We start from the raw sequence: 22505 nt of genomic DNA, 5'->3' as shown, positions 1-22505 counted from the left end.
GATGCCGTGCCGTTACTGTTCATCGGGATCGACCCCGACACCAAAACCGCCGACAGCCCCACCGTGTGGGTCGACCAGGAGAAGCGGGAGCTCGTCTTCCAGGGGTTGGAGCCGACTCTCGAACTCCAAGCTGAGTGCGCCAGCTTCGAGGTGCCCGGCCACGCCGTCGGCATCCCGGATGGCGAAGCCGTGGTCCGAATCCCTGCCAGGATGATCCACATGATCAGGGAGGCGTGCGATGTCCTTGAGCGAACCGACGATCGCTGAGCTGATGGACCGCTGCACACGGACTGCGGTGCACCTGGAGATGCGGGACCAGTACGGTGTCGCTGCCGAAGTCGACGACTTCCGTACCTGGCTGGAGACCGGCAAGCTCGATACCGATCCTTCCTCGGAGGACTGGGCCCCCTGGGTCAACCTCGTCAGTCGGGCCGTCGCCCGAGGAGTCGCCGTGCGACGCGCCCGCATCGTGTCCGAACCCGTATCCGATTACATCCGGTACGAGCACGCTTCCACCATGGTCAACACGCACGCAGGTGAGGAAGTGCGCTGGCTGCCCCGCCGCCAGGCCTCGGCCCTCTGTCTGCCCGGTAACGACTTCTGGCTGTTCGACGACCGTATCGTCCGCTGGGGTTACTTCTCGGGCGACGGTGCGCTGGTCGGACACGAGATCTCCCAGGACCCCGCTGCCGCCAAGCTGTGCGGGGACGCCTTCGCGGCGGTGTGGGAGTGCGCCATACCGCACGACACGTACCGGATCGACTGACCAGGAAGCACCGGCAGCCAGCCCATGTCCGTCTCCCCTTCCTCGTCGGCCCAGGCCGCGCGCGAAGCTGTCGCCCGGCAGCTCCGCACCCTCCGCAAGGAGGCCGGGATGACGCTCGTACAACTGGCTGCCGCGTGCGACTGGCACCACTCCAAGACGTCCCGGATCGAGAACGCGCTCACCGGGCCATCGGCGAACGACATCCGCCGCTGGTGCGCCGCCACCGGCCGTGCAGATCAAGCCCAAGACCTGATCGTCCAGTCCATCAACGCCGAGACGCTGTACCAACAGTGGCGCGACCAGGTGCGCTCCGGGCTCCGACACATCCAGGAGAGCCGGGTCCAGTTCTTCCGCGGCACCGAGCTGTTCCGCGTGTACTCCTCCGGCCTCGTACCCGGCCTGCTCCAGACCGAGGGGTACGCGACTGCCGTACTTCGTATCGCCGCGGACTCCAACGACCTTGCTGAGGACGACAGCGCGGAAGCCGCGCGCGCACGCATCGAGCGCTCCCGCCTCATCCACGAACCGGGACATCGCTTCGTGGCAGTGATCGAAGAGACAGTTCTGCACTACCGGATCGCCGGAGCAGAAGCCATGGCCGCCCAACTCGGCTACCTGCTCACGGCGGGGGCCTTGCCGGCCGTCTCCCTCGGCATCATCCCCATAGCCAGCGAGCGGACGCACTGGCCGGAGGAGACGTTCCACATCTACGACGACAAGCTGGTGGCCATGGAACTCGTGTCGGCCGAGGTACGTGTCACCCAGCCCTCCGAGGTCAGCCAGTACGTGAAGACTTTCGAACGCCTGCGGAGCATGGCCGTCTACGGTGCTGAGGCCCGCGGCCTCGTCCTCCGCGCGATCGCAGCGCTGCACTGAACGGGTACGACGAAGGCCCCCTCCCGCCCGAAGGCGGGAGGGGGGAAGCGTTTCAGCGGGCCAGCAGAGTGAACAGGCCCGACCCGGCACCGATCGCCCCGGCGAGCGCGGCGATCGTCGGGAGCGGCCACCGCCCGCGCTCCAGCGCGTCCAGCCGCCGCTCGTGATCGTCGAGGGTCTTGTCCGTCTGCTCGCCGCGCTGGACCAGGAGCGCGAGCTGCCCGCGCTGCTCGGCGAACCCGACCTCCATAGTCCGCCGCAACTCGGCCAGCTCCAGGGCGACATCACGTGACTCCGGCGCCGTCACAGTCGTCTCCGCACCGACTCAGTGAGCCCCGGCCCCTCACCGCGGCCGCTCGTCGCGACAGCGGTCAGCAGCGCGAGCACCGAGGCGAGGCCGGCAGTGCTCAGGGCGGCCGTCCACGGGGCGTCGAGGATGCCGAAGGTCCCGGCGCCGAGGACGGCGAGGAGGGACTGGGTGAAGGTGCGGACGACACGATCGGCGGTGGCCTTCCAGAAGGCGGTGGTGGTCATGAACACTCCTTCGGGGACCAGTTCGCGGGGTGACGGAGGCGCTCGGCGACGCGGCGCCGGATGTCCTTCATGGACACCCCGGGGCCGAAGGGGTCGACCTTCCCGGGCTGCCATTCGGAGTGGCCGATCACGGAGGTGTCGCCGCCCTTGCCCCAGCTGTGCGCGCGGCAGATCGCCGCGGATACGCGTACGGCGGCCTCGACTTGGGACTCCGGCCACGGGTCGCGGCCGTTGCCGAGGTTCTCGCACTCGAAGCCGTAGAAGTGCCGGTTGCCGTCGGTGTTGGCCTCGTTGTCCGGGGGCAGGGCCTTCTCGGCGATGACGGCGCGCAGCACGTCGTCGTCACCGAAGCCCGCGTGGTTGGCGCGGCCGTAGCCGACGAGGTGCACGCGGCCGTCCTTGGTGATGACGCCGTGGCACAGGGGGCCGGGCAGGCCTTCGTAGCCGTGGCGGCAGGTCGTCACGGTCTTCTGGGCGCCGGAGGTCGCGGTGTGGTGGATCATCATGCCGTGCACCGGGCCCCAGGGGCCCTTGTGGTTGCGGTTGTGGGTGCGCGAGGAGCCGACCTCGACGACGTGCACGCCCTCCTGTGCAGGGCGGCGAGGAACCGGGATGTGGTCGGGGGTCTGGCCATCACGCACGCTCCGGCCAGGACCAGGTGCCCGGCCGGTTGCTCTGCGGGACGGCGTGCTCGGTGTACGAGGCCTGCGCGCCCGGGGTCATGACGTGGAGATGCGCGGTCGTGTCGTCGGTGAGTGGGGGGACGTCGCCGAGTTCCAGGCCGATCGGGTCGAGCGGGTCCTGGGCCGCGGTGGCGATGGCGGGCAGGTGGTATCCGCGCGTCCTGGCGCGGTAGATGACGATGCGGCCGACGATCGACTTCACGAGTCCTCCTCGGGCATAGAGAAAGCCCCGGCGCGGCGCGCGGGGGCATTTGAGAGGCAGGGAGCAGGCGTTTGTGAGTAAGGCGGCGTAGAGATTTTGGCTAAGCGCAAATAGATCAAGCGCAGTAAAAGTAGGCTAGGGGAGGAAAGCGATGGAGGCTCTATGCCTTACGAAAACAGAAAGATCTTCGGGGAGACTCGTCAGATATACAAGGCACCTCGACCCAACCCTCCGAGCCAGTTCACCTACCAGCCGAAGACAATCGGGGGAACTATTGTTGCGTACGTGGCAATAATTCTCTTCGTGGTGATCGGTTTTGCGATCTTCTCCGGCCGCTGATTGATCGCAAGTCCTGCTCACAGGTGTTCTGCCTGCCCCTCAGGCGGCGTGCCCCGGTCGAGACGGTACGGGGCGGACGGGACAGTGCGGCTACTGGATGCCGGTGGCGGTGGTGTTCGGCGGCGTTGAGGTGTCCCGGTGCCGCCGCTGTCGGACCAGGTGCCGCGCACGTCGTCGCCGAAGCGGTGGATGCCGCTGCCCGAGCTGATGGAGAGCTCTCGGACGGCCTTGGTCGTCGAGGGGCCGGGGCGGCACTTGTTGCCGGAGACGGCCACGGCCAGGGCCAGGGGGTTCGTGGAGACGCGGTTGGCGCCAAGAACGCGGCGGCGGATCACTGCGGGCACGCGTTCGCCGCGCGATGAACCCGTGAATGAACCCGTGATGAGCCCGCGCTGCCCCGTGGCGTGTGACCCCTGCGGCTGTCGTGGCACTGGACGCCTCCTTCCCCGTCCACCAGGCTCGGGCGCTACGGGCGAGGGCCGTGGTCCCGCGTCCGTGGCGCACGGCGACTGGCGAGCGATCCAGGCGCAGGGCGCAGGGCGCAGGGCGCAGGGCGAAGGACGAGGGACGAGGGGTGAGGGGCTGTGGTGACGCGTCGTACGGTGATCAAGGCGGCGGGCGCGGGGGTGCTGGCGAGCGGGGCGGCCACGTCGGCCCGGGGTGCTTCCCGGGCGGCGGAGGGTGACACGCTCGTGGTGGTGGAGAAGAGCAGCCACGCGGTCGGCTTCTACGACGTCGCGTCGGGGCGGAGCCTTGGGACGGTCCAACTGCCCGACTACCCGCACGAGATGGTCGTCGACTCGCGCCGACGGTTCGCCTACGTCGGGCACTACGGCGTCCGCATGGCCTCCACGGTGGGCGAGGGCGGCGCCGCGGTCTTCGTCATCGATCTCGTCGGGCGGGCGCTGGCGCGAACCATCGACACCCGACCGTTCCGTCGCATCCACGGCATGGGGATCGACCGTGACGACCGGCTGTACGCCCTGAGCGAGGAGAGGGCGGTCCTGCTGGGCTTCGACGACCCGGCCACCGACGGGGCGCCGTCCAGGGCGGTGCCCACGCACGGGGTGAAGACGCATCTGTTCACGCTCAGCCACGACGGCGAACGGGCCTATGTCACCGGCCTGTTGTCGCACACGGTGAGCCTCGTGCGCCCGCACGACGCCGCCGTGCCGCCGCTCCTGGTGACGCCCGGCCAACTGCCCGAGAGCAGCTGCCTGAGCCGGGACGAGAAGACGCTGTTCGTCGGAGCCCGCAAGAGCTCCGCCCTGGTCGCCGTCGACGCGCGCACCATGGAGGTGCGGCACAGCCGGAAGACGGGCGGGGACCCGCTGCGGGTCTACACCCTCGACGACGAACGGCTGTTGGCGACGGACATCACCGCCAAGACCCTGACCGTCTGGAGCACTGACCTGCGGCCCATCCGCTCGCTCCGGCTCGACGGGACACCGGCGGCCGTGTCGCTGCACCCCAGCGAGCCGCTGGCGTACGTGTCCCTGCTGGACACCGACCGCATCGCGGTCGTCGACCTGGACCGGCTCGCCGTCGTCGGCGGCTTCGGCACCCAACGGGAGCCGGACTCCTCGGTACTGCTGCCCGCCCGCCCCTGACGTGCGCGACCGGCCGTCGCGGAGGAGCGACGGCCGGTCGGAGCGGTGCGGCGCGGCGTCAGGCCCCGCTCTCCCGGAGCATGTCCTCGCGCTCGACGATCTTCACGCGCTCGCGGCCCTGCGGCTCGCCGAGCGCCTTCTCCGCGGCGTCGAGGCGGTACCAGCCCTCCCACGTCGTGAAGCGGACGTTCCGCTCGGTGAGGAAGGCGTCCACGGCTTCCGGAGCGGGCGAGGCGGGCTCCGGAAGGCGGCCGTGCGCGTGGTCGTCCAGGAGGTTGGCGACCGTCTCGTTGGCGTCGCCCTTGGTGTGACCGATGAGGCCGACGGGGCCGCGGCGGATCCAGCCCGTGACGTACGTCGACGTCAGGTGCGCCCCGGACTCCTCGATCACCCGGCCGCCCTCGTCCGGCACCGTGCCGGACTCGACGTCCCAGGGGAGCTTGGGCAGCGCGTCGGACAGATAGCCCACGGCGCGGTACACCGCGGTGACGTCCCAGTCCTTGACGTTGCCGGTGCCCTTGACGTTGCCGGTGCCGTCCAGCTCGGTGCGCTCGGTGCGCAGGCCGACGACCTTGCCGTCCTCGCCGAGGATCTCGGACGGCGACTCGAAGAAGTGCAGGAAGAGCTTGTGCGGACGGTCGCCGACGTCGCGGATCGCCCAGTTCTCCAGGGTCTTGGCGACCATGTCGGCCTGCTTGTTGCCGCGGCGGGTCGCGATCGAGCCGTCGTCGTAGTCGATGTCCTCGGGGTCCACGATGACCTCGATGGTGGGGGAGTGGTCCAGCTCCCGCAGCTCCATCGGGCTGAACTTGGCCTGCGCGGGGCCGCGTCGGCCGAAGACATGGATCTCGCGGGCCTTGTTGGCCTGCAGACCGTCGTGGACGTTCGCAGGGATCTCCGTCGGAAGGAGCTCCTCGGCGGTCTTGGCAAGGACGCGCGCCACGTCGAGGGCCACGTTGCCGACGCCGAGGACGGCGACCTTCTCCGCGTCCAGCGGCCAGGTCCGCGGGACGTCCGGGTGACCGTCGTACCAGGAGACGAAGTCCGCCGCGCCGTACGAGCCGTCGAGGTCGATGCCCGGTATGTCGAGGGCGCGGTCGGCCGTGGCGCCGGTGGAGAAGACGACCGCGTCGTAGAAGGCGCGCAGGTCGTCCAGGCTGATGTCGCGCGGGTAGTCGACGTTGCCGAAGAGGCGGATCTGCGGCTTGTCGAGCACCTGGTGCAGGGCCGTGACGATGCCCTTGATCCGCGGGTGGTCGGGGGCCACGCCGTAACGGATCAGGCCGAACGGGGCGGGCATCCGCTCGAAGAGGTCGATGGACACGCCGGGCTCGGCGGCCACGTCGGACTTCAGCAGCGCGTCGGCGGCGTAGATCCCAGCGGGTCCGGCTCCGACGATGGCTACCCGCAGGGGGCGGTGCATGCTCAGGTTCCCTTCGAGCGGTGACGACTGACTCGACGGCAACCGTAAACTAAGGTGACCCTAACCTAGCAGGCGGGGTGGGTTTTCGGCCGCACGGGGCTGTGTGAATGTGCCGGTATGCGTGCCTGTGGGCCTATTGATCAGTTGCTACGCCGCCGTGCTCAAGGAAACGCGAGCGTCGAGTCCACCGGCATCACCAGGTGCCAGCGGACCGTCGCGTCGTCGTACGGGCCGCAGGCCAGGACCCGCACGTCGACCGGGTCGGGGGCGACCAGCGGGAAGAACATCGGGCGTGCGCCGTCGCCCGGAAGCGGGTCCGGGGCGGCGGACGCGGGGGAGTCCCAGAGGGCCGCGACGCCCGGTTGGGCCCGCACCTCGCGGACGACCTCGTCGAGACGCGCGTCATCCGGTCGGCGCTGCCAGGCCAGGCGGAGCCGGGTGAGCAGGGAGGCGGCCCAGCGGTCCTCCCAGTCGCGGAGCTGATAGCGGGCCTCGGGGGAGAACGCCCAGGTCATGACGTTGGCGCCGGGGCGGGCGAGCCAGGGGCAGTGCCGGGCGGCGACCACGTTGGCCTCGATCACGTCCCAGGCCTGGTCGCAGAGGTAGCTGACGTACCGCTGCTGGCGCATGAGCTGGACGAGCGCCGGGTCGAGGCCGCGGCCGCGGGCGGGCTCGGGGGGCTCGTGTCCGGTGCCCCGGTGGAGGGCGGCGGCCTGCTGCGGGGCGAGGTCGAGGATCCGGCAGACCCCGGCGATCATCTCGCGGCTGTACCGGCGGTCCTCGCCCTTCTCCAGCGCCCGGTACCAGCGCTCGGAGACGCCGAGCTGCAGCGCCATGTCGAGCTGCGTGAGGTAGGTGCGGTGCCCGCGCGCGGGCAGGGAGCCGAGCGCCGGCGCGGGGCCCCGCGCCCTGCGCCAGGCGCGGAGCATGCGGCCGAGGTCCTCGCGGCGGGCGTTGGTCATGGTAAAGATCTCGCAAAGAAGGTGGGTCTGATCAGGGGTTTTCCGGCACGGCCTGCGCCTCGGAGCCCCTTCGGCGCTGGTGGCAGGATCGCACGGCGTGGGCCGGACCGGAACTCGGAGGTTCCGGCACTATGGAGTTCCGGCCTTGGACGCCGTCCGGCGGCCAGGGTGGGCGCACGTCCGGAGCGGGGCGTGGGTCGGCGCACGGGGCTGTGCGGTGGCCGCACCGGCTCCGGCCGTGCGAAGCCGAGCCCTCGCCGATGCCGACCCGGATGCCGACACCTTTGCCGACGCCCAAGCCGACGCCGACGTTGCGGCCGACCCGAGCCGACCTACGGAGAACCGACCGATGAGCTACTTCCTGCCGGAATCCGCCCCCGTGCTGACCGCCGCACGCGGTCTCGCCCTGGCCCACCCCGGCATCGTCGAGGTCAACAGCGCCCCGCTGTACCTGCGGGCCCGCGCCGCGGACCCCGGCCGTCGCGTCGCCCTGGTGTCCGGCGGCGGCTCCGGGCACGAGCCGCTGCACACCGGCCTCCTCGGGCGCGGCGGCCTGGACGCGGTCTGCCCCGGCGAGGTGTTCGCCTCCCCGCACAACCGGCAGATCTACGAGGCGAGCGCGGCCGTCGCCAAGAGCGCGGGCGTGCTGCTGATCGTCAAGAACTACACGGGCGACGTGATCAACTTCCAGATCGCGGCGGAGCGCCTGCGCCACGACGGCATCCCGGTCGCGACCGTCCTGGTCGACGACGACCTCGCCACCGACAGCGCCGACAGCGCGACGGGCCGCCGGGGCACGGCGGCGACGGTGGTCGTGGAGAAGCTGCTCGGCGCCGCCGCCGACCGGGGCGCGTCCCTCCAGGAGCTCCAGGAGCTCGGCACCCGCGTCGTGGCGCAGTCGCGCAGCGTCGCCGTGGCCGCGCGCGCCCAGACCTCGCCCACGACGACCGCTCCCGCCTTCACGCTGGAGCCCGGCGTGCTCGACTACGGCGTCGGCATCCACGGCGAGCGCGGCATCCGCACCATCGCCCGGCCCTCCGTCGACGACCTGGTGCGGCGGATGACCGACGACCTGATCGACGCGCTGCCCGAGGGCTCCGACGAGGTCCTCGCGCTCGTCAACGGCCTCGGTGCCACCACCGAGCTCGAACTGCACGCCGTCAGCTCGCTGCTGCACGACCGGCTCACCGAGCGCGGCCTGCGCCCCGCCGTCACCATCGCCGGTACGTACACCGCCGCCCTCGACATGGCCGGGTTCTCGCTCACCCTCACCCGCCTCGACGAGGGCTGGGTCGACCTGTGGACGGCACCGACCGAGACCCCGCTCACGCTGCCCCGGACCGTGCGCCCCGCGGGCACCTCGGCCGCCCCGGCGGCGGCCCCCGCGGCGCAGGCCCCCGCGCCCGCCGCGACGGCGGGTGCGGCGGGCGGCCGGGTCGTGCTCGACCGGTACGCGGAGGTCGTGGCGCAGGTCCGCGACAACCTCACCAAGCTCGACCAGCTCGTCGGCGACGGCGACTTCGGGGACAACCTCTCCGGGGGCGTGCGGCGCGCGGTGCGACTGGCCGACGAGACGGGCATCGAAGGCACGGCCGCGCTCGCCGAGGCGTTCCTCAACGACGTCGGCGGTACGAGCGGGCCGCTCTTCGGGCTGTTCTTCAAGGACCTGGCGTCCGCCGAGCCCGGCGACGGCCAGGCACCCTCCGTCGCGGCACTGGCCGAGGCCGCGGCCGCCGCGAGCGCGGCCATCAACCGCGTGGGCGGCGCCCGCGTCGGCGACTGCACGCTGGTCGACGCGCTGGTCCCCGCCGCCGAATCCCTCGCCGCCGCGTCGGCCGGGGAGCCGACGGGTGAGCTCGCGGAGGCCCCGCTGACCACCGCGGCACAGGCCGCGATCCGCGGCGCCCTCTCGACCGCGTCGCTGCGCCCCCGGCGCGGCCGCGCCAGCTACGTCGGCGACCACGCCCTCGGCGTGCCGGACCCGGGCGCGCTCGCCGTCGCCCTGGTCTTCACGACCCTGGCCGAGGTGCACGAGCCGACGTGGGCCACCCGCCTCCCCGCCCCGGGCCACCTGACCACGATCTGACCCGGCCTCACCCGGCACCGGCCCGGCGCGGGTTCGGGAACCGTCCCCTCGGTCCCGGACCCGCCCGGGCCGGTGCGCGTCTCATGTGACCGAGGGGAAACCCGGTCCGCGTTTCCGCCGTCCTCCCTGCCGAGAGCCATCGAATGGACGGGAAGACAGCACATGAGACCGAAGCGCATCGTCGGCGGCACCGCCGCCGTCGCCGGGGCCCTGAGCCTGCTCGCCGTGGGGATGCCCGCGACGGCGCAGGCCGCTGCCCCGGCGGCCGGACCGCGCTGGGGCACCTGCCCCGCCGGAGCCGAAGCGCCGCGCGGCACCTACTGCTCCACGCTCAAGGTGCCGCTGGACTACAAGAAGCCGAACGGCCGCCGGATCGAACTGACGCTGTCCATCGCGGGCGCGGGCAACGCCCCGCGCACCCTCGTGGTCAACCCGGGCGGCCCCGGCGAGTCCGGCATCGGCGTCGCCAAGCTGGTGTGGAGCTCGCTGCCCCAGAAGGTCGCGGAGAAGTACAACGTCGTCAGCTTCGACCCGCGCGGCGTCGGCGCCAGCACCCCCGTCTCCTGCGGCGACACGAGCAAGCTCACCAAGCACCCGGCCCTCCCGTACACGCCCCGTAACGCGGCCGAGGAGAAGAAGCGGCTGACCGTCGCCCGCAAGGTCGCCGAGCAGTGCCGGCAGCACTCCGGTGACCTGCTGCCGCACATGACCACCGAGAACGCCGTCCGGGACATGGACCGCATCCGGGCCGCGCTCGGCAAGCCGAAGCTCGACTACCTCGGTTACTCGTACGGGACCCGCCTCGGCGCCACCTACGCGACGCTCTTCCCCAAGCGCACCGGCCGGATGGTCCTGGACAGCGTGATGGACCCGACAGCGAGCTCCTACGCGGCCCAGTTCCAGCAGAACACCGCGTTGCAGCACCGGGCCCAGCAGTTCTTCGCCTGGACCGCCAAGCACGACCGCACCTACCACCTGGGCACCACCCGCGCGAAGGTGGCCACGGCCTGGGAAGCGGCCCGCAAGAAGCTGACCGCCCGCTCGGCCGGGGGCCGGGCCGGGAGCGCCGAACTCGACGACCTGCTGGCCTCCGGCATGTACACCGACCTGATGTGGAGCGAACTGGCCGGGGCCGTGTCCGACTACCGGCGCGGCGACTCGGGCGCGCTGCTCGCGGCCACCGACCAGCTCGCCGACGGCGGCGTCGACCCGGCCATGCTCGCCTACTCCTGCGTGGACGACCCCTGGCCACGGGACTGGAAGACCTGGCGCACGGACACGCGTGCCTCGGCCCGCAAGGCGCCGCTGTTCGGCTGGCTGAACACCTGGTACAGCGCCCCGTGCGCCTTCTGGAAGGCCAAGCCCACCACCCCGGTGAAGATCGGTTCCGTGCGGGTGCCGCCCCCGCTGCTGCTCCAGGCCAAGGACGACGCGGCGACGCCGCTGGCAGGGGCGCGCCGGATGCACGCGGCCCTGAAGGGCTCGCGCCTGGTCGTCGCGGGCGGCGGCAACCACGGCCAGTTCCTGTTCGACGCCAACTCCTGCGTGGACAAGCACGGCAGCCGCTATCTGCTCACCGGCAAGCTGCCGACGCGCGACACGACCTGCCCGGCCGGACCCGCGCCGACGCCCTGACCTCAGGGTCCGCGCGACCACGCCCGGAGGCGGCCCCCCACAGGACCGTCTCCGGGCCGTCGTGATCCGGCAGGGAACGTCTCCGCGTGCACTGACCAAACGCCCCACCCGCGTGCTTTATCGGCCAACTTGCAACATCACCCCATCGGGTGACAACGGCCCCGATCGCCCCATGCGAGCCTGATCGAGACCCCCAGCAACACCCAGAGGTGCCGCGTGCGGGGCGACCACAAGGGGGTAGGCCGCGTGGGCACGACGAGGACGCTCCAGCAGATCATTCCCCGGCACGACCCGACGTTCGAGCCCTGGGCGGCACGCCTGGGCGTGGGCCGGGACGGCCAGGTGTACGTGGCGAGTTCGGCCGCCCCGGCCAGCGTCGTGCTGCGGCTGGCCCCGGACGGCTCGACGACGCGCGTCGGCAGGGCGGGCAGCGCGCTGCTCGCGGTCACGGCCAACCGCGCGGGCGTGATCGCCACCGCGGAGCACCACTTCAGCCACCGGGTGGCGTTCTGGGACAAGGACTTCCGCCCCCTGGGCTCCTTCGACGAGTTCACCGTCAATGACACGGACGGCTACTTCGCCCCGCCGGCCGTGGAGGCGGGCCCGTCCGGCGACTTCTACGCGATGGACCAGCACGCCCTGCGGGTGCTGCGGCTGAATCCGGACAGGCCCGGTGGCACGGTGGTCGACACCATCGACCTGAGCCGGCTGAGCAGCGACCCCAAGGACCGCAGGCAGACGGTCGGGCTGCGGGTCGCGGAGGAGCGGGAACTGCTCGTCACGGCGTGGCAGTCCGGGGTCATCCGGATGTGCACGTTCGACGGAACGCCCGTGGGAAACCCGGTGCAGGCCAAGCCCGTCGGCTTCGTCCTCAGCGGCTACGACGTCTCCGACGACGGCCACCTCCACGTCCTGACCGGCGGCCGCGAGGTGCGGATCTTCGACCTGAACGGCAACAGGACCGGCACCCGCGTCCTCGCCCTGCCCGACACCGACCACGACGTCACGGACCTCAGGGTGCGCGGCAAGGAGTTCCTCGTCCGCAGGTCGGACCAGGTCACCCCGACCGCGCGCCGCGACCACGTGACGCTGTTCGAGCGCTACGACCTGGACACCGGCGCGTTCATCGCCCGCGTGTCCGCCGACGTCGAGCGGCTGACGGTGACGTACGACGCGGACGTCTGGACGGCCGGGGCGCGCATGCCGCTGACCGTCACCCACGACCCGGGGCGCTGGCCGGGCCGCCCCCGCCTGAAGGTGTGGCTGCGGCCCCTCGGCGTACCGGAGTTCACCGAACTCCCGCTGACCGCCGGGGCGGTCACCCCGCCCGGCGACGCCCGGGGCCTGCACCAGCTGCGGGTGTCGGCCGACACCGCAGGGCGCTACAGCGAGTACGTCGTCGACGGCATCGTCGAGGTACGCCGCCCGGGCAGCCGCGGCACGGTGTCGATCTGGACGCCGTCGAACCGCTTCCACTACGGCCGGGGCGAGCCGCTCGGCAGCGCCGACGGCGGGCCCGCCGACAGGATCACGGTCTGCGCCCGCGCGGCGGCCGGTACGCCGCTGCCCGCCTCCGTGCGCGTCCGGCTCCTGCGCGGCGGCGAGGAGATCACCGCGCGGGACGTCACCCTGGGGCCGGACGGCACCGGCACGCTGGCCCTCGCCGCGGACGTCACCCGCGGCCTCACCCCCGGCCGCCACCTCCTCGACGCCGACGTGGAGGGCTTCACCGTCGCCCCGCAGCACCTGGAGATCGGACCGGGCCTCACCGAGCGGCCCGGCTACCACATCACCCAGTACGCCGACATCTACGCCCAGGGCTACCCCGCGGACCCCCGGGCGGCGCAGCAGGTCCGACGGAGCGAGGACCTGCCCGAGTTCAGGGACGCGCCGGAGACCACCGCGGCCTACGTGGCGCGGGCGCGGGTGCTCGGCATCAACCTCTTCGTGGACCGCGCCCAGCCCGGCGCCTATGGGGAGGTGCCCGCCGACCAGGGCATCCACCAAGGCATCGGGCCGGACCTGGTGGCCCGTCTGACCCAGGCGCGGGACGGCGTCGCCCCCGGCAAGGCGATGGTCGAGGACCCGCGCCGCCGAGCGGTCGCCGCCTATGGCGCGTACGGCATGGAGACCCAGGCCATCCTCCTGACGAACGACGCCTACCTGCCCTTCCTCCCCCAGGGGACGCCGAACAACTTCGAGCGCCGGACCCCCGCGCAGCTCGACGCCGATCTGACGGCGGTCACCCGGAAGTTCCTGCCCTACGCCGCCTTCCGGGGCTGGACCTGGGCGGCCAACTGGTGGCTGTGGGCGGGCGCCGTCGGCGAGGCCGCCGCGAAGGACCAGGCCGAGCGGACCGCGTACCACAACGCCCTGGCCCAGGCGGAGACGGCCAACGGCGCCTGGTCGGCCGTGCTCGACACCGTCAGCGACCGGACCTTCGCCCACAAGCGCGACGCCGCGGCCCACTTCCGCACCGTCCTGAAGTCACTCCTGCCCAACGGCATCGGCGCGATGACCGCCCCGTACCGCGAGCGGCAGGTCCCGCCGCAGCTCGTGTTCACGGGCGCCGACGAGGTCGACCTGCACTTCCAGGCCGAACAGATCCAGCCGCCGCAGGTCACCCGGCACATGGTCGACTTCTACCGTCGGCCCGGCCGTCCCGCCTGGGGCCACCCCGAGCTGGGGAACGACGACGGCACCGGCGGGATGATCATGCCGACGCTCCTCCAGCAAGTGATGCGCGGCGTCCACGGAACGGGCATGGTCACGGACATCGGGGCCGAGCACGTGGAGGGAGCCGACGCCCAGGACGAGCGCGCCGGTGGCAGCGGCGGCGTCCCGGGCGACCCGCGCAGCGGCAGCGCGGGCAAGACCTCGGTCCTGCGCGCCCTGTTCGACCTGTGCGCCCGGCTCGGCCCGGTGACCGCCGGGGCCCAGAGCGCCGACCCCGTCGCGATCGTCGTGTCCACGCGCATGCAGCGCATCGAGTTCAACGAAGGACAGTACGCGGGCGTCTACTTCCAGCGCCTGTACGAGGCGTACAACTCCTGTCTGTACGCGCAGCGCCCGGCGTCCTTCGTCTTCGCCGAGGACGTCAGCGCCGAGGTCCTGCGCCGCTACCAGGCGGTGCTCGTCGTGGGCCAGACCGTGGAGCTCGACCCGCCGCTGGCCGCGGCCCTCGCGGCGGCCGACGTACCGGTGTTCGCCGACGCCACCTGCCACGCCGACCGGGTCACGGGCTTCACCCGGCTCACCATCGGCTTCGACCACGTGGAGAAGACCCAGCTGCAGAACAAGGACACCTACCAGCAGCCCATCCAGAACAACGACGCCGCCTACGCGGCGCTGCGCGCCCTCTTCCTGGAGCAGGCGGCCGCACTGCGCTCCGCGCTGAGCGCCGTGACGCCCTTCGCCGAGTGCGTCGACAACCCGGAGGTGCACCTCAGCGAGTGGACCGCGGGCGGCGTCCGCTACCTCTGGGCCGTCAACAACACCCTGCTCGACTGGGAGCCCGGCCTCGCCTGGCGCGTGGGACTGCTGTGCGCCCACCGCGTCCCCGTCATGGCCAGGATCAAGGTGCGGCTCCCGCTCCTGCACCAGGTGGTCGACCTGCTCACCGGCAAGCCCGTCAGCACGCTCCTCGGCGACGAGTTCACCGCCGACCTGCGCTCCGTGCCCGGCAGGCTCTACGCCGTCGTCCCCGTGGTGCACGGCCCGCTGCCGTCGGCCTCAGAAGACGCCTTCGGCCCGCACGTCCGCGACATCGCCGTGTCGGCGGACGGCACGAGCGCGGCCCTCACCACGTTCAACTGGGACCACAACGTCCACGGGATCGACCTCGCCACCGGCCGCACCACCTGGCGGCAGCGGCTCGGGCACCACTTCGCGTACGGACCCCTCGCCCACGCGGGCGGGTTCGCCGCGCAGGGCTTCGACGTGCTCAGCGCCGAGGGCTACCACCTGTACCTGCTGGACGCGGCAGGCGCCGCCCGCCGTCGCTTCGCGCTGTTCGGGCTGCCCAAGCGGGCCACCAACTGGGCGCGCGGCGACTGGGGCTACGACCTCGGCCTGAACAACTTCGCGGTGGCACCCGGTGGCTCCTGGGTCGCCACCTGCGGCGATCTCGGCCTGGCGGTCTGGGACAGCTCCGGCGCCGAGCGCTGGGCGCACCAGTGGTGGGCGGAGCACCGGCGCGCACCGCTGCGGCTCCTGGCCGCCGACGACGCGACCCTGATCACCTTCGCGGAGGGGCGGATCACCGGGCTCGCGGCGGCCGACGGGGCGACGCTGTGGTCGCTGCACGTGGCCGACGTCGGCGCCTTCGGCGGCGGCGTGGTCAGCCGGGACCGGCGCACCGTCGTGATCTGGTCGGACACCGAGGGCGGCCGTCTCTACGTCATCCGGGGCGGCGTGCTCCGCAACACCGTCCCGGCCGCCGCCGACGAGGTCTCCGTCTCCGGCGACGGGTCCCTCATCGCCGTCACCAAGCACCGTCAGCTGAAGGTCTTCGGCGCCGACGGCGGCCTGCTGTGGACGTACACCGGCGACGACCTGCTGCGCCGTCCCCGCGTCTCGCCCGACGGGAGCCGCGTCGCCGTCGGCAGCGAGCTGGGCACCCTGGCCGTCCTGACCCGCGACGGTGCCGTGCTCGGCACGGCCGACCTGAAGGCGCTGCCGGTCCCGGCCTGGCTGCCCGACGGTGACCTGCTCGCCGCGACCTGGATGGGCACCGTGGTCCGCTACCGGCCCGACCTGCGGCCCCGCTGGCAGAGCAGGCTCACCCCGACCGAGCAGGACGTCCGCCCCAAGCTGCGGGCCCCGGACCCGACCCCACTGGTGCGCCGCACCTGGGGCAACGCCGCCGCGACGCCCAGGCCCCTGGCGGACAACGTGCTCAAGCAGACGGGCGTCGTCCTCCGCTCCCGGCTCCTCGACCGGGACCAGGAGATCTATCTGTCGCAGCAGAACGACACCGGCCTCCTGCTCGACGGCAGCGCGCGGCCGCCCGCGAAGCCGTGGCTGCCCTGGTGGGTGATCAACTCCGTGGACAGCGGCTGGCACGGCAAGTTCGAGCTGACCGTCGACACCTACCGGAACCTGCTGCGCCTCGACGGCGTCACCATCGCCGAGGACCCCGCGCACCCCGAGTCGTGGCTGCGCGACGTCCGCCTCCAGTGGTGGGACACCCGCGCCGGGCGCTGGGTCGACGGCCCGATGCTCCTGTCCGACACGGCCGTGCACACGCACCTGTTCACCGAGCCGCTGGTCGCCTCCTGGTTCCGGTTCGTCACGACCGGCGGCGGAGCCTGGCCCGTCGGCAACCTCCGCATGGGCGAACTGGCCTTCCACGGCGAGGTCCTGGGCAACTCCCACCGGGACGTCATCGACCAGCAGAAGCGGGCGACCCTCTTCGACGACCGGGAGAGCGACCTGCGCACGCTCGTCCACGGCCGGCTCACCTTCCAGCGGGGCGACGCCCGCCCCGAAGGAGGCACCTGCGTACGCCTGGACGTCACCGACGGCGTCTCGGCGGCCGACGCGCACCCGCAGTACTTCGCGCCGTTCGGCCATGTGCTCCCCGAGTGGGACTTCGCGATCGCGGAGCACCCCGAGCCGGGCCAGTACCGGTACTTCCAGTTCGCCTGGAAGGCGACGGGCCCCGCCACGACCGCCATGGGCCTGCGGCTCGGCCTCGCCTGGAACGCCCCCGCGGTCCTTGTCCTCGCCGGTTCCCCCACCTGGCCGGACGCCGCGGTCCTGGCCCAGGTCACCTTCCCCGCGCCCCCGCGCACCTGGTCGACCGTGCGCCTGGACCTGTGGGAACTCACCCGTACGCAGGCCACGTACCGCGTACGGAGCCTCAGCCTGCGGACCGTCGGCGGCGGAGCCCTGTTCGACCAACTGGTCCTCGGCCGCACCCCGGCCGACCTGCCCGAGCAGTCGTAGGGCGCGCCAGGTGCCCCAAGGGCGCCGCGTCGGGGCGTGCGGCCGCCCCGGAGGTCAGCCGTCGTTCGCGTCGGCCACCCGCTCGCCGCACCACGCGCAGAAGGGCGCCCCGGCCTCGGCGCGCATCCTGCCGCACTCCGGGCAGACCCGGTCCAGGGAGCAGGGTGCCTCGCCGCCCTCCCGCGCGGCGAGGGCCGTGGGCGCGGTGCCGGTGACGCTCAGGCCGGGGCGGCGCGCGTGCACGGTCAGATACACCAGACCGTGCGCCCCGGCGCTGAGCCCGCGCCGGGACGAGCGCGGCAGCCAGGCCACGGACCCGGCGGCGAGCGCGAGCTGCTCGCCGTCGCCGTCGAGGCGGCCGTCGCCCGCGACCACGACGAGCAGGACGTCCAGGGAGTGCTCCACGTGGGCCGCCACGCCGCCCGACGGAGGCAGCCTGATCAGGTTGGCGTCGAGCTGCCGTCGCCCCTCCGCCAGTCTCCACAGTGCTCCGGTCTGCTCGGAGGACACGTACGGCAGGTACTGGTCGAAGGAGACCAGCAGGCGGGGCTTCTCCGGTGCGGACATCGGCACCTCCTGGCTGTGCGGCGGAACGGTGGAATCCTAAAGGGCCGGGGCCCCGGAAGGGCGGGATCCCGGAGCGAAGCACCCTGAAGGACACCGCGCGGCACGGAGGCGCGGGCGGGACGGTCAGCCGTCGGCCGGGTCGGCGAGCAGTGCGCGCAGGGACGGCTGGAGCAGGTCCCCGTGGGCCCGGACCATGTCGTCGCACAGCCGCCAGATCTCGCGCACGGTCAGGGTGGCGGCCGTGGCCGGGTCGGTCATCGCCGCGTGCCGGATGTGGCGCGGCTCGTCGTCCAGGGCGGCGCGGACGACCAGGTCGTTCATGCTGAGGTAGGTGCGGTTGAGGGCGGCGAGCTGCGGGGGCAGCGATCCGGCGCGGGTGGGCTGGACGCCGGTCGCGTCGACGAGGCAGGGCACCTCGACGACGCCGTGGGCCGGGAGGTTGTCGATCAGGCCGCGGTTGGGGACGTTGCCGTAGATGGTGCGCGGGGTGCCGGTGACCACGCTGTGGATGACCTGCGGCGCGTACTCCATGGTGCCCTCGACGGCGAGCGGCGCCCCCTTGGCCAGGGCGTCCCGGGTCCGGTGGTACGTGGCGACGTTCTCGTCGACCATGTCGAGGTAGACGCCGACCGGGAGCCGCAGCCGCTCGACCTCGCTGTCGTGGCGCAGGTACCAGGGGACGTACTCGGACGAGTGCTCGCTGGTCTCGGTCGGGTAGTAGCCGAGGCGCCGGTACATGTCCATGCGGACCCGCCGCCGCAACTGCGGCTCCCGGGCGATCAGTTCGTCGAGGCGGGGGTAGAGGTCACTGCCCTCGTGCTCGAAGCGCAGCACCCACGCCTGGTGGTTGACGCCCGCCGCCCGGTACGTGATCTCGTCGTACGGGACGTCGAGGAGCTCGGCCAGGTCCCGCAGGGTCCAGTACACGGAGTGGCACAGGCCGACGACCCGGGTCAGGCCGGTGGCCTGCGTGAGGTACTGGACGTTCATCGCCATGGGGTTGGTGTAGTTGAGCAGCCAGGCGTCGGGGCACAGCGCGGCGATGTCCTCGCCGAGGTCCTTGAGGAACGGGAAGGTGCGCAGGGCGCGGAAGACGCCGCCGATGCCGAGCGTGTCGCCGATGGTCTGGCGCAGGCCGTAGCGGGCGGGCACGGCGAAGTCGGTGCGGGTCGCCTCGGCCATGCCGATCTGCACGGTGTTGATGACGAAGTCGGCACCGTCCAGGGACGCGCGGCGGTCGGGGTGGGCCGTGACGCGGGCGTCGGCGCCGCGTTCCCCGGCGATGTGGCGGGCGGCGGCCTCGGCGGTGGCGAGCCGTTCGGCGTCGATGTCGTGCAGGGCGACATGGGCGCTCTTCAGCTCGGGGAAGGCGAAGAGGTCGGCGAGCAGGCCCTGGGTGAATTCCACGCTGCCCGCCCCGACGAAGGCGATCCTGGGATGCGTCATGGGGTGGTCACTCCGATGCTGGTGGCGGTGGGGCGGTTCCGGGCGGGGGCAGGGGCCGGGCGGTCAGCCCTTGATGCCGCTGGAGGTGATCGAGCGGATGAAGGTCTTCTGGGCGAGGAGGAAGGCGAGCAGCACCGGCAGGACCGTGATCACGTTGCCCGCCATCACCGCTGACCACTGCGTGTGGTGCTGCCCCTGGAAGGTGGTCAGGCCGAGCTGGAGCGTGTACTGGGTGTCGTGGTTGATGGCGACCAGCGGCCAGGTCAGGTCGTTCCACGTGGTCAGGAAGGTCAGTACGGCGACGGTGGCGAAGGCGGGCCGGGCCAGGGGCAGCACGATGGACCGGAGCACCCGAAGGCGTGAGCAGCCGTCGATCCAGGCGGCCTCCTCCAGCTCCCGCGGCAGGGACAGGAAGAACTGGCGGAACAGGAACACCGCGAACGGGGTGACCAGCGACGGCACGATCAGCGCGCCGAGGGTGTCGATCAGGCCGAGCCACTTCATCACCAGGAAGGTGGGGATCATCGTCAGCTGGAACGGGACCGCCATCGTCGCCAGCATCAGCACCAGGAGCAGCCGCGAACCGGCGAACCGCATCCGGGCGAAGGCGTAGCCGCCGAGCGCGCCGCACACGAGGTTCGAGGCCACCGCGGCGGCCGAGACGATCGCGGAGTTCAGCAGCCACCGCGGGAACAGGGCGTTGCCGAGGACGTAGCGGTATCCGCCCAGGTCGATCCCGGACGGCCACAGGGCGGGCGGGAAGCGGTTGATCTCGGCGTTGCTCATCACCGAGCTGAGCACCAGCCACACCAGCGGCACCGCGAACAGCGCGGCCAGCGGCGCGAGCACCAGGTGCCAGGGGCTGAACGGGAGCCGCCGAGCGCGCGGCCGGGCGGGCGCCGGGGCCGGACGGGGCCGGGCGCGGGACGGGCGGCCCGTGGTCACGGTCACGAGGCCGCCGCCTTCGTGCGCCGCGGCCGCGGGAGCCGCGCGCGGCCGCGTACGGCCCGCAGCGCGACCGCCACGACGAGCAGCGCCACGGCGAGGACGTAGGCGGCAGCGGCGCCGTACCCCGCGGTGAACTCCTTGAAGGCCTGCTCCCAGACGAAGTAGACGATGACGGTGGTGGAGCCCAGCGGGCCGCCCTTGGTGGTCACATAGACCAGGTCGAAGACCTGAAGGGCCTGGATGGTCTGCCACAGCAGCAGGAACAGGCTCACCGGCGCGAGCGCGGGCAGCGTCACGTGCCGCAGCAGGTGCAGCGGCCCCGCCCCGTCGAGCCGGGCGGCCTCGATCAGCGACTGCGGTACGTCCTGGAGCGCGGCCAGATAGATGACGGTGCACAGGCCCGTGCCGCTCCACAGCGTGATGGCGACCAGGACGAACAGCGCCTGCGAGGGATCGGTGAGGAACCCCTGCGACGAGACGCCCAGGCGGTGCAGGACGGAGTTGACCGCGCCGAACTCCGGGTCGAGGACGAAGGAGAACAGCACGCCCTGTGCCGTGGCGGAGATGACGAACGGCACGAAGAACAGGGTGCGGTACAGGCCGGCGCAGCGGATGCGCCGGTTGAGGACGAGGGCGAGCGCGAGCCCGAGGCCGATGCTCAGCGGCACGTAGAGGACGGTGTACACCACGGTGTTCCGCACGGCCTCGTGGAAGTTCGGGTCCCGGCGCAGGGCGCGGTAGTTGTCCAGGCCCACCCAGCGGCTCGGCGTGACGAGGTCGTCGGCCTGGAAGGACAGCAGCAGCGACCAGACGACGGGCACGACGCTCAGACCGAGGACGACGAGCACGGCGGGGGAGACGAACGCCCAGGCGGTGGCGGACTCGCGGCGGCGCCGACGGCGCCGGGCACGCGCCCCCGACCGGTCCGGAGGCAGCGTCAGCGGAGGGGGATGCGGGGGCATGTCACGTCCTCAACGCGGTATCAGCAGGGCTGCGTTGGACTCGTCGGCGCAGGAGCGCACCGCGTCGGCGGGACTGGCACGACCGAGCAGCACCGACACGACGGCCTGCCCCAGGGCGCGCGACACCCGGGGGTAGGCGGGGTGCACGGGGCGTACGCGCGCGGCGGCGAGCGCCTCGGTGAACACGGAGAGGCCGGGCGTGTCGGCGGCGTGCTCGCGCCAGGCCGGGCGCGCCTCACTGCGGAGGCTCAGCGGCAGGCTGCCCGCCCGCACGTCCCACCGGCTGTCCTGGGCGGGCTGGATCAGCCAGGTGACGAAGGTCCGCGCGGCCTGCGCGCGGGCCGCGCCGTTGTCGAAGAGCACCCAGGTGTCGGGGCCCGAGATGGTCACGGGCCTGCGGCTGAAGGTGGGCAGCGGGACCACGTGGTAGTCGAGGCCGGCCTGCCGGAGGTCCGGCAGCTGCCAGGGCCCGGTGATCACCATGCCCATCCGCCCGGACAGGAAGACCTGGTGCATCTGCTCGCTGCCCGGCTTGGGGTCGAGGTAGACGCTCCGGTCGCGCGCCAGGTCCCGTACGACCTCCAGAGCGCGCACGCCCGCCGTGGCGAAGCCGATGCTCCGCCCGTCGTCGGCGATCACGTCGCCGCCCAGGTCCCACACCAGCGGCCACAGCCGCCACACGGTGTCCTCGTCGCCCGTGCCGGGCCAGCTGGTGCCGAACCGTCCCTCGCCCGCGTCGGTGAGGCGGCGCGCGGTGTCGACGAACTCCTGCCAGGTCCAGCCCGCCTCGGGCAGGTCGAGCCCGGCCGCGGCGAACACCTCCTTGTTGCAGATCACGCCCAGGCAGTCCAGGAGCGCGGGCACCGCCCGGACCCGGCCGTTGACGGTGACGGCGTCGCGGGCCGCCGCCCAGTAGTCGCGCCACGGCGTCGGGGCCCGCCGGACGTGCCCGGTCAGATCGACGACCTTCGGGCTGCGGGCCACGCTGGCCAGGTCGGAGCCGAAGACGTAGGCGATGTCGGGGTAGGAACCGGCGGCCAGGGCCGCGGTGACCTTCTGGAGCATCGCGTCGGAGATGACGCCGCCGCCCATGTCCACGCGGATGTCCGGGTGGCCGCGCTCGAAGTCGGCGACCAAACCCCTGATGACCTTCGCGGCGATCTCGGTCTGCCCGTGCCACAGCTGGATGGTGACGCGCCCGTCGGGACCGACCCCGCCGCCGGCTCCCGCCGCGCAGCCCGACACCGCGCCACCCGCCGTGCCGAGCGCCCCGGCACCACCGGCGCGCAGCAGCCCGCGCCGCGACAGCGGACCTGACGCACCGGGCACCGCGGGCATCGCCACCTCCGGAGGGTCGGGCCGTCCGTCGCGTCGAGGGGAACGTACGAGGGGATGTCCGTGGCGAGAAGAGGGCTGGGGGCGGGGGAGCCGGGTTCCGGCCGCGCGGAACGGGGCGGTCCGGCAGCGGGGGCCGACGCGTGTGCCGCCCCGGGCGGCGGCGTGGGCGCGATCGTCGG

At 72.6% G+C, this 22505-nt stretch carries 18 protein-coding genes and 1 pseudogene; 7 read left to right on the top strand and 12 right to left on the bottom strand.

Translation table 11 applies throughout. The features are described from left to right. Window positions 1–6 precede the first annotated feature (6 nt). From C9F11_RS03090 to C9F11_RS03080, 3 genes are read left to right on the top strand one after another with little or no spacing between them, the layout of a single operon-like run. Complete coding sequence (locus C9F11_RS03090; protein WP_138965966.1) at window positions 7–267, top strand: hypothetical protein; 261 nt, start codon at window positions 7–9, stop codon at window positions 265–267. Then, a complete protein-coding gene (locus C9F11_RS03085) occupies window positions 239–766 on the top strand; it encodes a DUF6879 family protein (RefSeq protein ID WP_138957794.1) in 528 nt (175 codons plus the stop codon). Before C9F11_RS03090 ends, C9F11_RS03085 begins: the two co-directional genes overlap by 29 nt. Before the next feature lie 24 nt (window positions 767–790). Next, window positions 791–1642: a helix-turn-helix transcriptional regulator gene (locus C9F11_RS03080; RefSeq protein WP_138957793.1), complete on the top strand. Its 852-nt coding sequence runs from the start codon at window positions 791–793 to the stop codon at window positions 1640–1642. Window positions 1643–1694: 52 nt separating this feature from the next. Here the strand turns inward: C9F11_RS03080 and C9F11_RS03075 are convergent, their stop codons facing one another. The 5 genes and pseudogenes from C9F11_RS03075 to C9F11_RS48065 all read right to left on the bottom strand — a co-directional run bounded on the left by C9F11_RS03075 (window position 1695) and on the right by C9F11_RS48065 (window position 3744). After that, window positions 1695–1892, bottom strand: a complete 198-nt coding sequence (locus tag C9F11_RS03075) for a hypothetical protein (RefSeq protein WP_249402131.1) — start codon at window positions 1890–1892, stop codon at window positions 1695–1697. 53 nt (window positions 1893–1945) lie between these two features. Beyond that, window positions 1946–2176: a holin gene (locus C9F11_RS03070; RefSeq protein ID WP_138957791.1), complete on the bottom strand. Its 231-nt coding sequence runs from the start codon at window positions 2174–2176 to the stop codon at window positions 1946–1948. Continuing rightward, window positions 2173–2810 (bottom strand): annotated as a pseudogene (locus tag C9F11_RS03065) (N-acetylmuramoyl-L-alanine amidase). Before C9F11_RS03065 ends, C9F11_RS03070 begins: the two are co-directional and overlap by 4 nt. After that, a complete protein-coding gene (locus C9F11_RS03060; RefSeq protein WP_138957790.1) occupies window positions 2810–3061 on the bottom strand; it encodes a hypothetical protein in 252 nt (83 codons plus the stop codon). The pseudogene C9F11_RS03065 and the gene C9F11_RS03060 overlap by 1 nt, the downstream one beginning before the upstream one ends. A gap of 356 nt (window positions 3062–3417) precedes the next feature. Then, window positions 3418–3744 carry a hypothetical protein gene (locus tag C9F11_RS48065; RefSeq protein ID WP_212767791.1) on the bottom strand — a complete coding sequence of 109 codons (327 nt, stop codon included), beginning with the start codon at window positions 3742–3744 and terminating at the stop codon, window positions 3418–3420. A gap of 243 nt (window positions 3745–3987) precedes the next feature. Here C9F11_RS48065 and C9F11_RS03050 point away from each other — a divergent pair, with 243 nt between their 5' ends. After that, window positions 3988–5010 carry a YncE family protein gene (locus C9F11_RS03050; protein WP_212767790.1) on the top strand — a complete coding sequence of 341 codons (1023 nt, stop codon included), beginning with the start codon at window positions 3988–3990 and terminating at the stop codon, window positions 5008–5010. A gap of 58 nt (window positions 5011–5068) precedes the next feature. On the opposite strand, the gene C9F11_RS03045 is transcribed toward C9F11_RS03050, so the two are convergent. Together C9F11_RS03045 and C9F11_RS03040 are read right to left on the bottom strand one after the other, a co-directional pair. Continuing rightward, on the bottom strand, window positions 5069–6433 hold the full coding sequence (locus tag C9F11_RS03045) for an FAD-dependent oxidoreductase (RefSeq protein ID WP_138957788.1): 1365 nt from the start codon (window positions 6431–6433) through the stop codon (window positions 5069–5071). Between the two features lie 161 nt (window positions 6434–6594). Next, complete coding sequence (locus C9F11_RS03040) at window positions 6595–7395, bottom strand: helix-turn-helix domain-containing protein (protein ID WP_138957787.1); 801 nt, start codon at window positions 7393–7395, stop codon at window positions 6595–6597. A 349-nt stretch (window positions 7396–7744) separates the two neighbouring features. Between C9F11_RS03040 and C9F11_RS03035 the strand changes: the two genes are divergently transcribed. The 3 genes from C9F11_RS03035 (at window position 7745) to C9F11_RS03025 (ending at window position 17065) form a co-directional block, all read left to right on the top strand. After that, the gene (locus C9F11_RS03035) at window positions 7745–9481 is read left to right on the top strand and encodes a dihydroxyacetone kinase family protein (RefSeq protein WP_138957786.1); all 1737 of its coding nucleotides are present in this window, start codon (window positions 7745–7747) and stop codon (window positions 9479–9481) included. 162 nt (window positions 9482–9643) lie between these two features. Then, window positions 9644–11116: an alpha/beta hydrolase gene (locus C9F11_RS03030; RefSeq protein WP_138957785.1), complete on the top strand. Its 1473-nt coding sequence runs from the start codon at window positions 9644–9646 to the stop codon at window positions 11114–11116. A 246-nt stretch (window positions 11117–11362) separates the two neighbouring features. Continuing rightward, complete coding sequence (locus tag C9F11_RS03025; RefSeq protein ID WP_138957784.1) at window positions 11363–17065, top strand: PQQ-binding-like beta-propeller repeat protein; 5703 nt, start codon at window positions 11363–11365, stop codon at window positions 17063–17065. 54 nt (window positions 17066–17119) lie between these two features. Here the strand turns inward: C9F11_RS03025 and C9F11_RS03020 are convergent, their stop codons facing one another. From C9F11_RS03020 to C9F11_RS03000, 5 genes are all read right to left on the bottom strand, one after another. Continuing rightward, window positions 17120–17632 (bottom strand): HutD family protein, encoded by a 513-nt coding sequence (locus C9F11_RS03020; RefSeq protein ID WP_138957783.1) that lies wholly within the window; start codon window positions 17630–17632, stop codon window positions 17120–17122. Between the two features lie 123 nt (window positions 17633–17755). Beyond that, a complete protein-coding gene (locus C9F11_RS03015; protein WP_138957782.1) occupies window positions 17756–19078 on the bottom strand; it encodes an alpha-glucosidase/alpha-galactosidase in 1323 nt (440 codons plus the stop codon). Between the two features lie 63 nt (window positions 19079–19141). Continuing rightward, the gene (locus C9F11_RS03010; RefSeq protein ID WP_249402130.1) at window positions 19142–19930 is read right to left on the bottom strand and encodes a carbohydrate ABC transporter permease; all 789 of its coding nucleotides are present in this window, start codon (window positions 19928–19930) and stop codon (window positions 19142–19144) included. Between the two features lie 95 nt (window positions 19931–20025). Next, the gene (locus tag C9F11_RS03005; RefSeq protein ID WP_138957780.1) at window positions 20026–20988 is read right to left on the bottom strand and encodes a sugar ABC transporter permease; all 963 of its coding nucleotides are present in this window, start codon (window positions 20986–20988) and stop codon (window positions 20026–20028) included. 9 nt (window positions 20989–20997) lie between these two features. Then, window positions 20998–22326, bottom strand: a complete 1329-nt coding sequence (locus C9F11_RS03000; RefSeq protein ID WP_138965960.1) for an ABC transporter substrate-binding protein — start codon at window positions 22324–22326, stop codon at window positions 20998–21000. Window positions 22327–22505: the final 179 nt, after the last annotated feature.

This window comes from Streptomyces sp. YIM 121038, assembly GCF_006088715.1.
Classification (GTDB): domain Bacteria; phylum Actinomycetota; class Actinomycetes; order Streptomycetales; family Streptomycetaceae; genus Streptomyces.
This window is presented reverse-complemented; position numbering and strand designations above follow the sequence as displayed.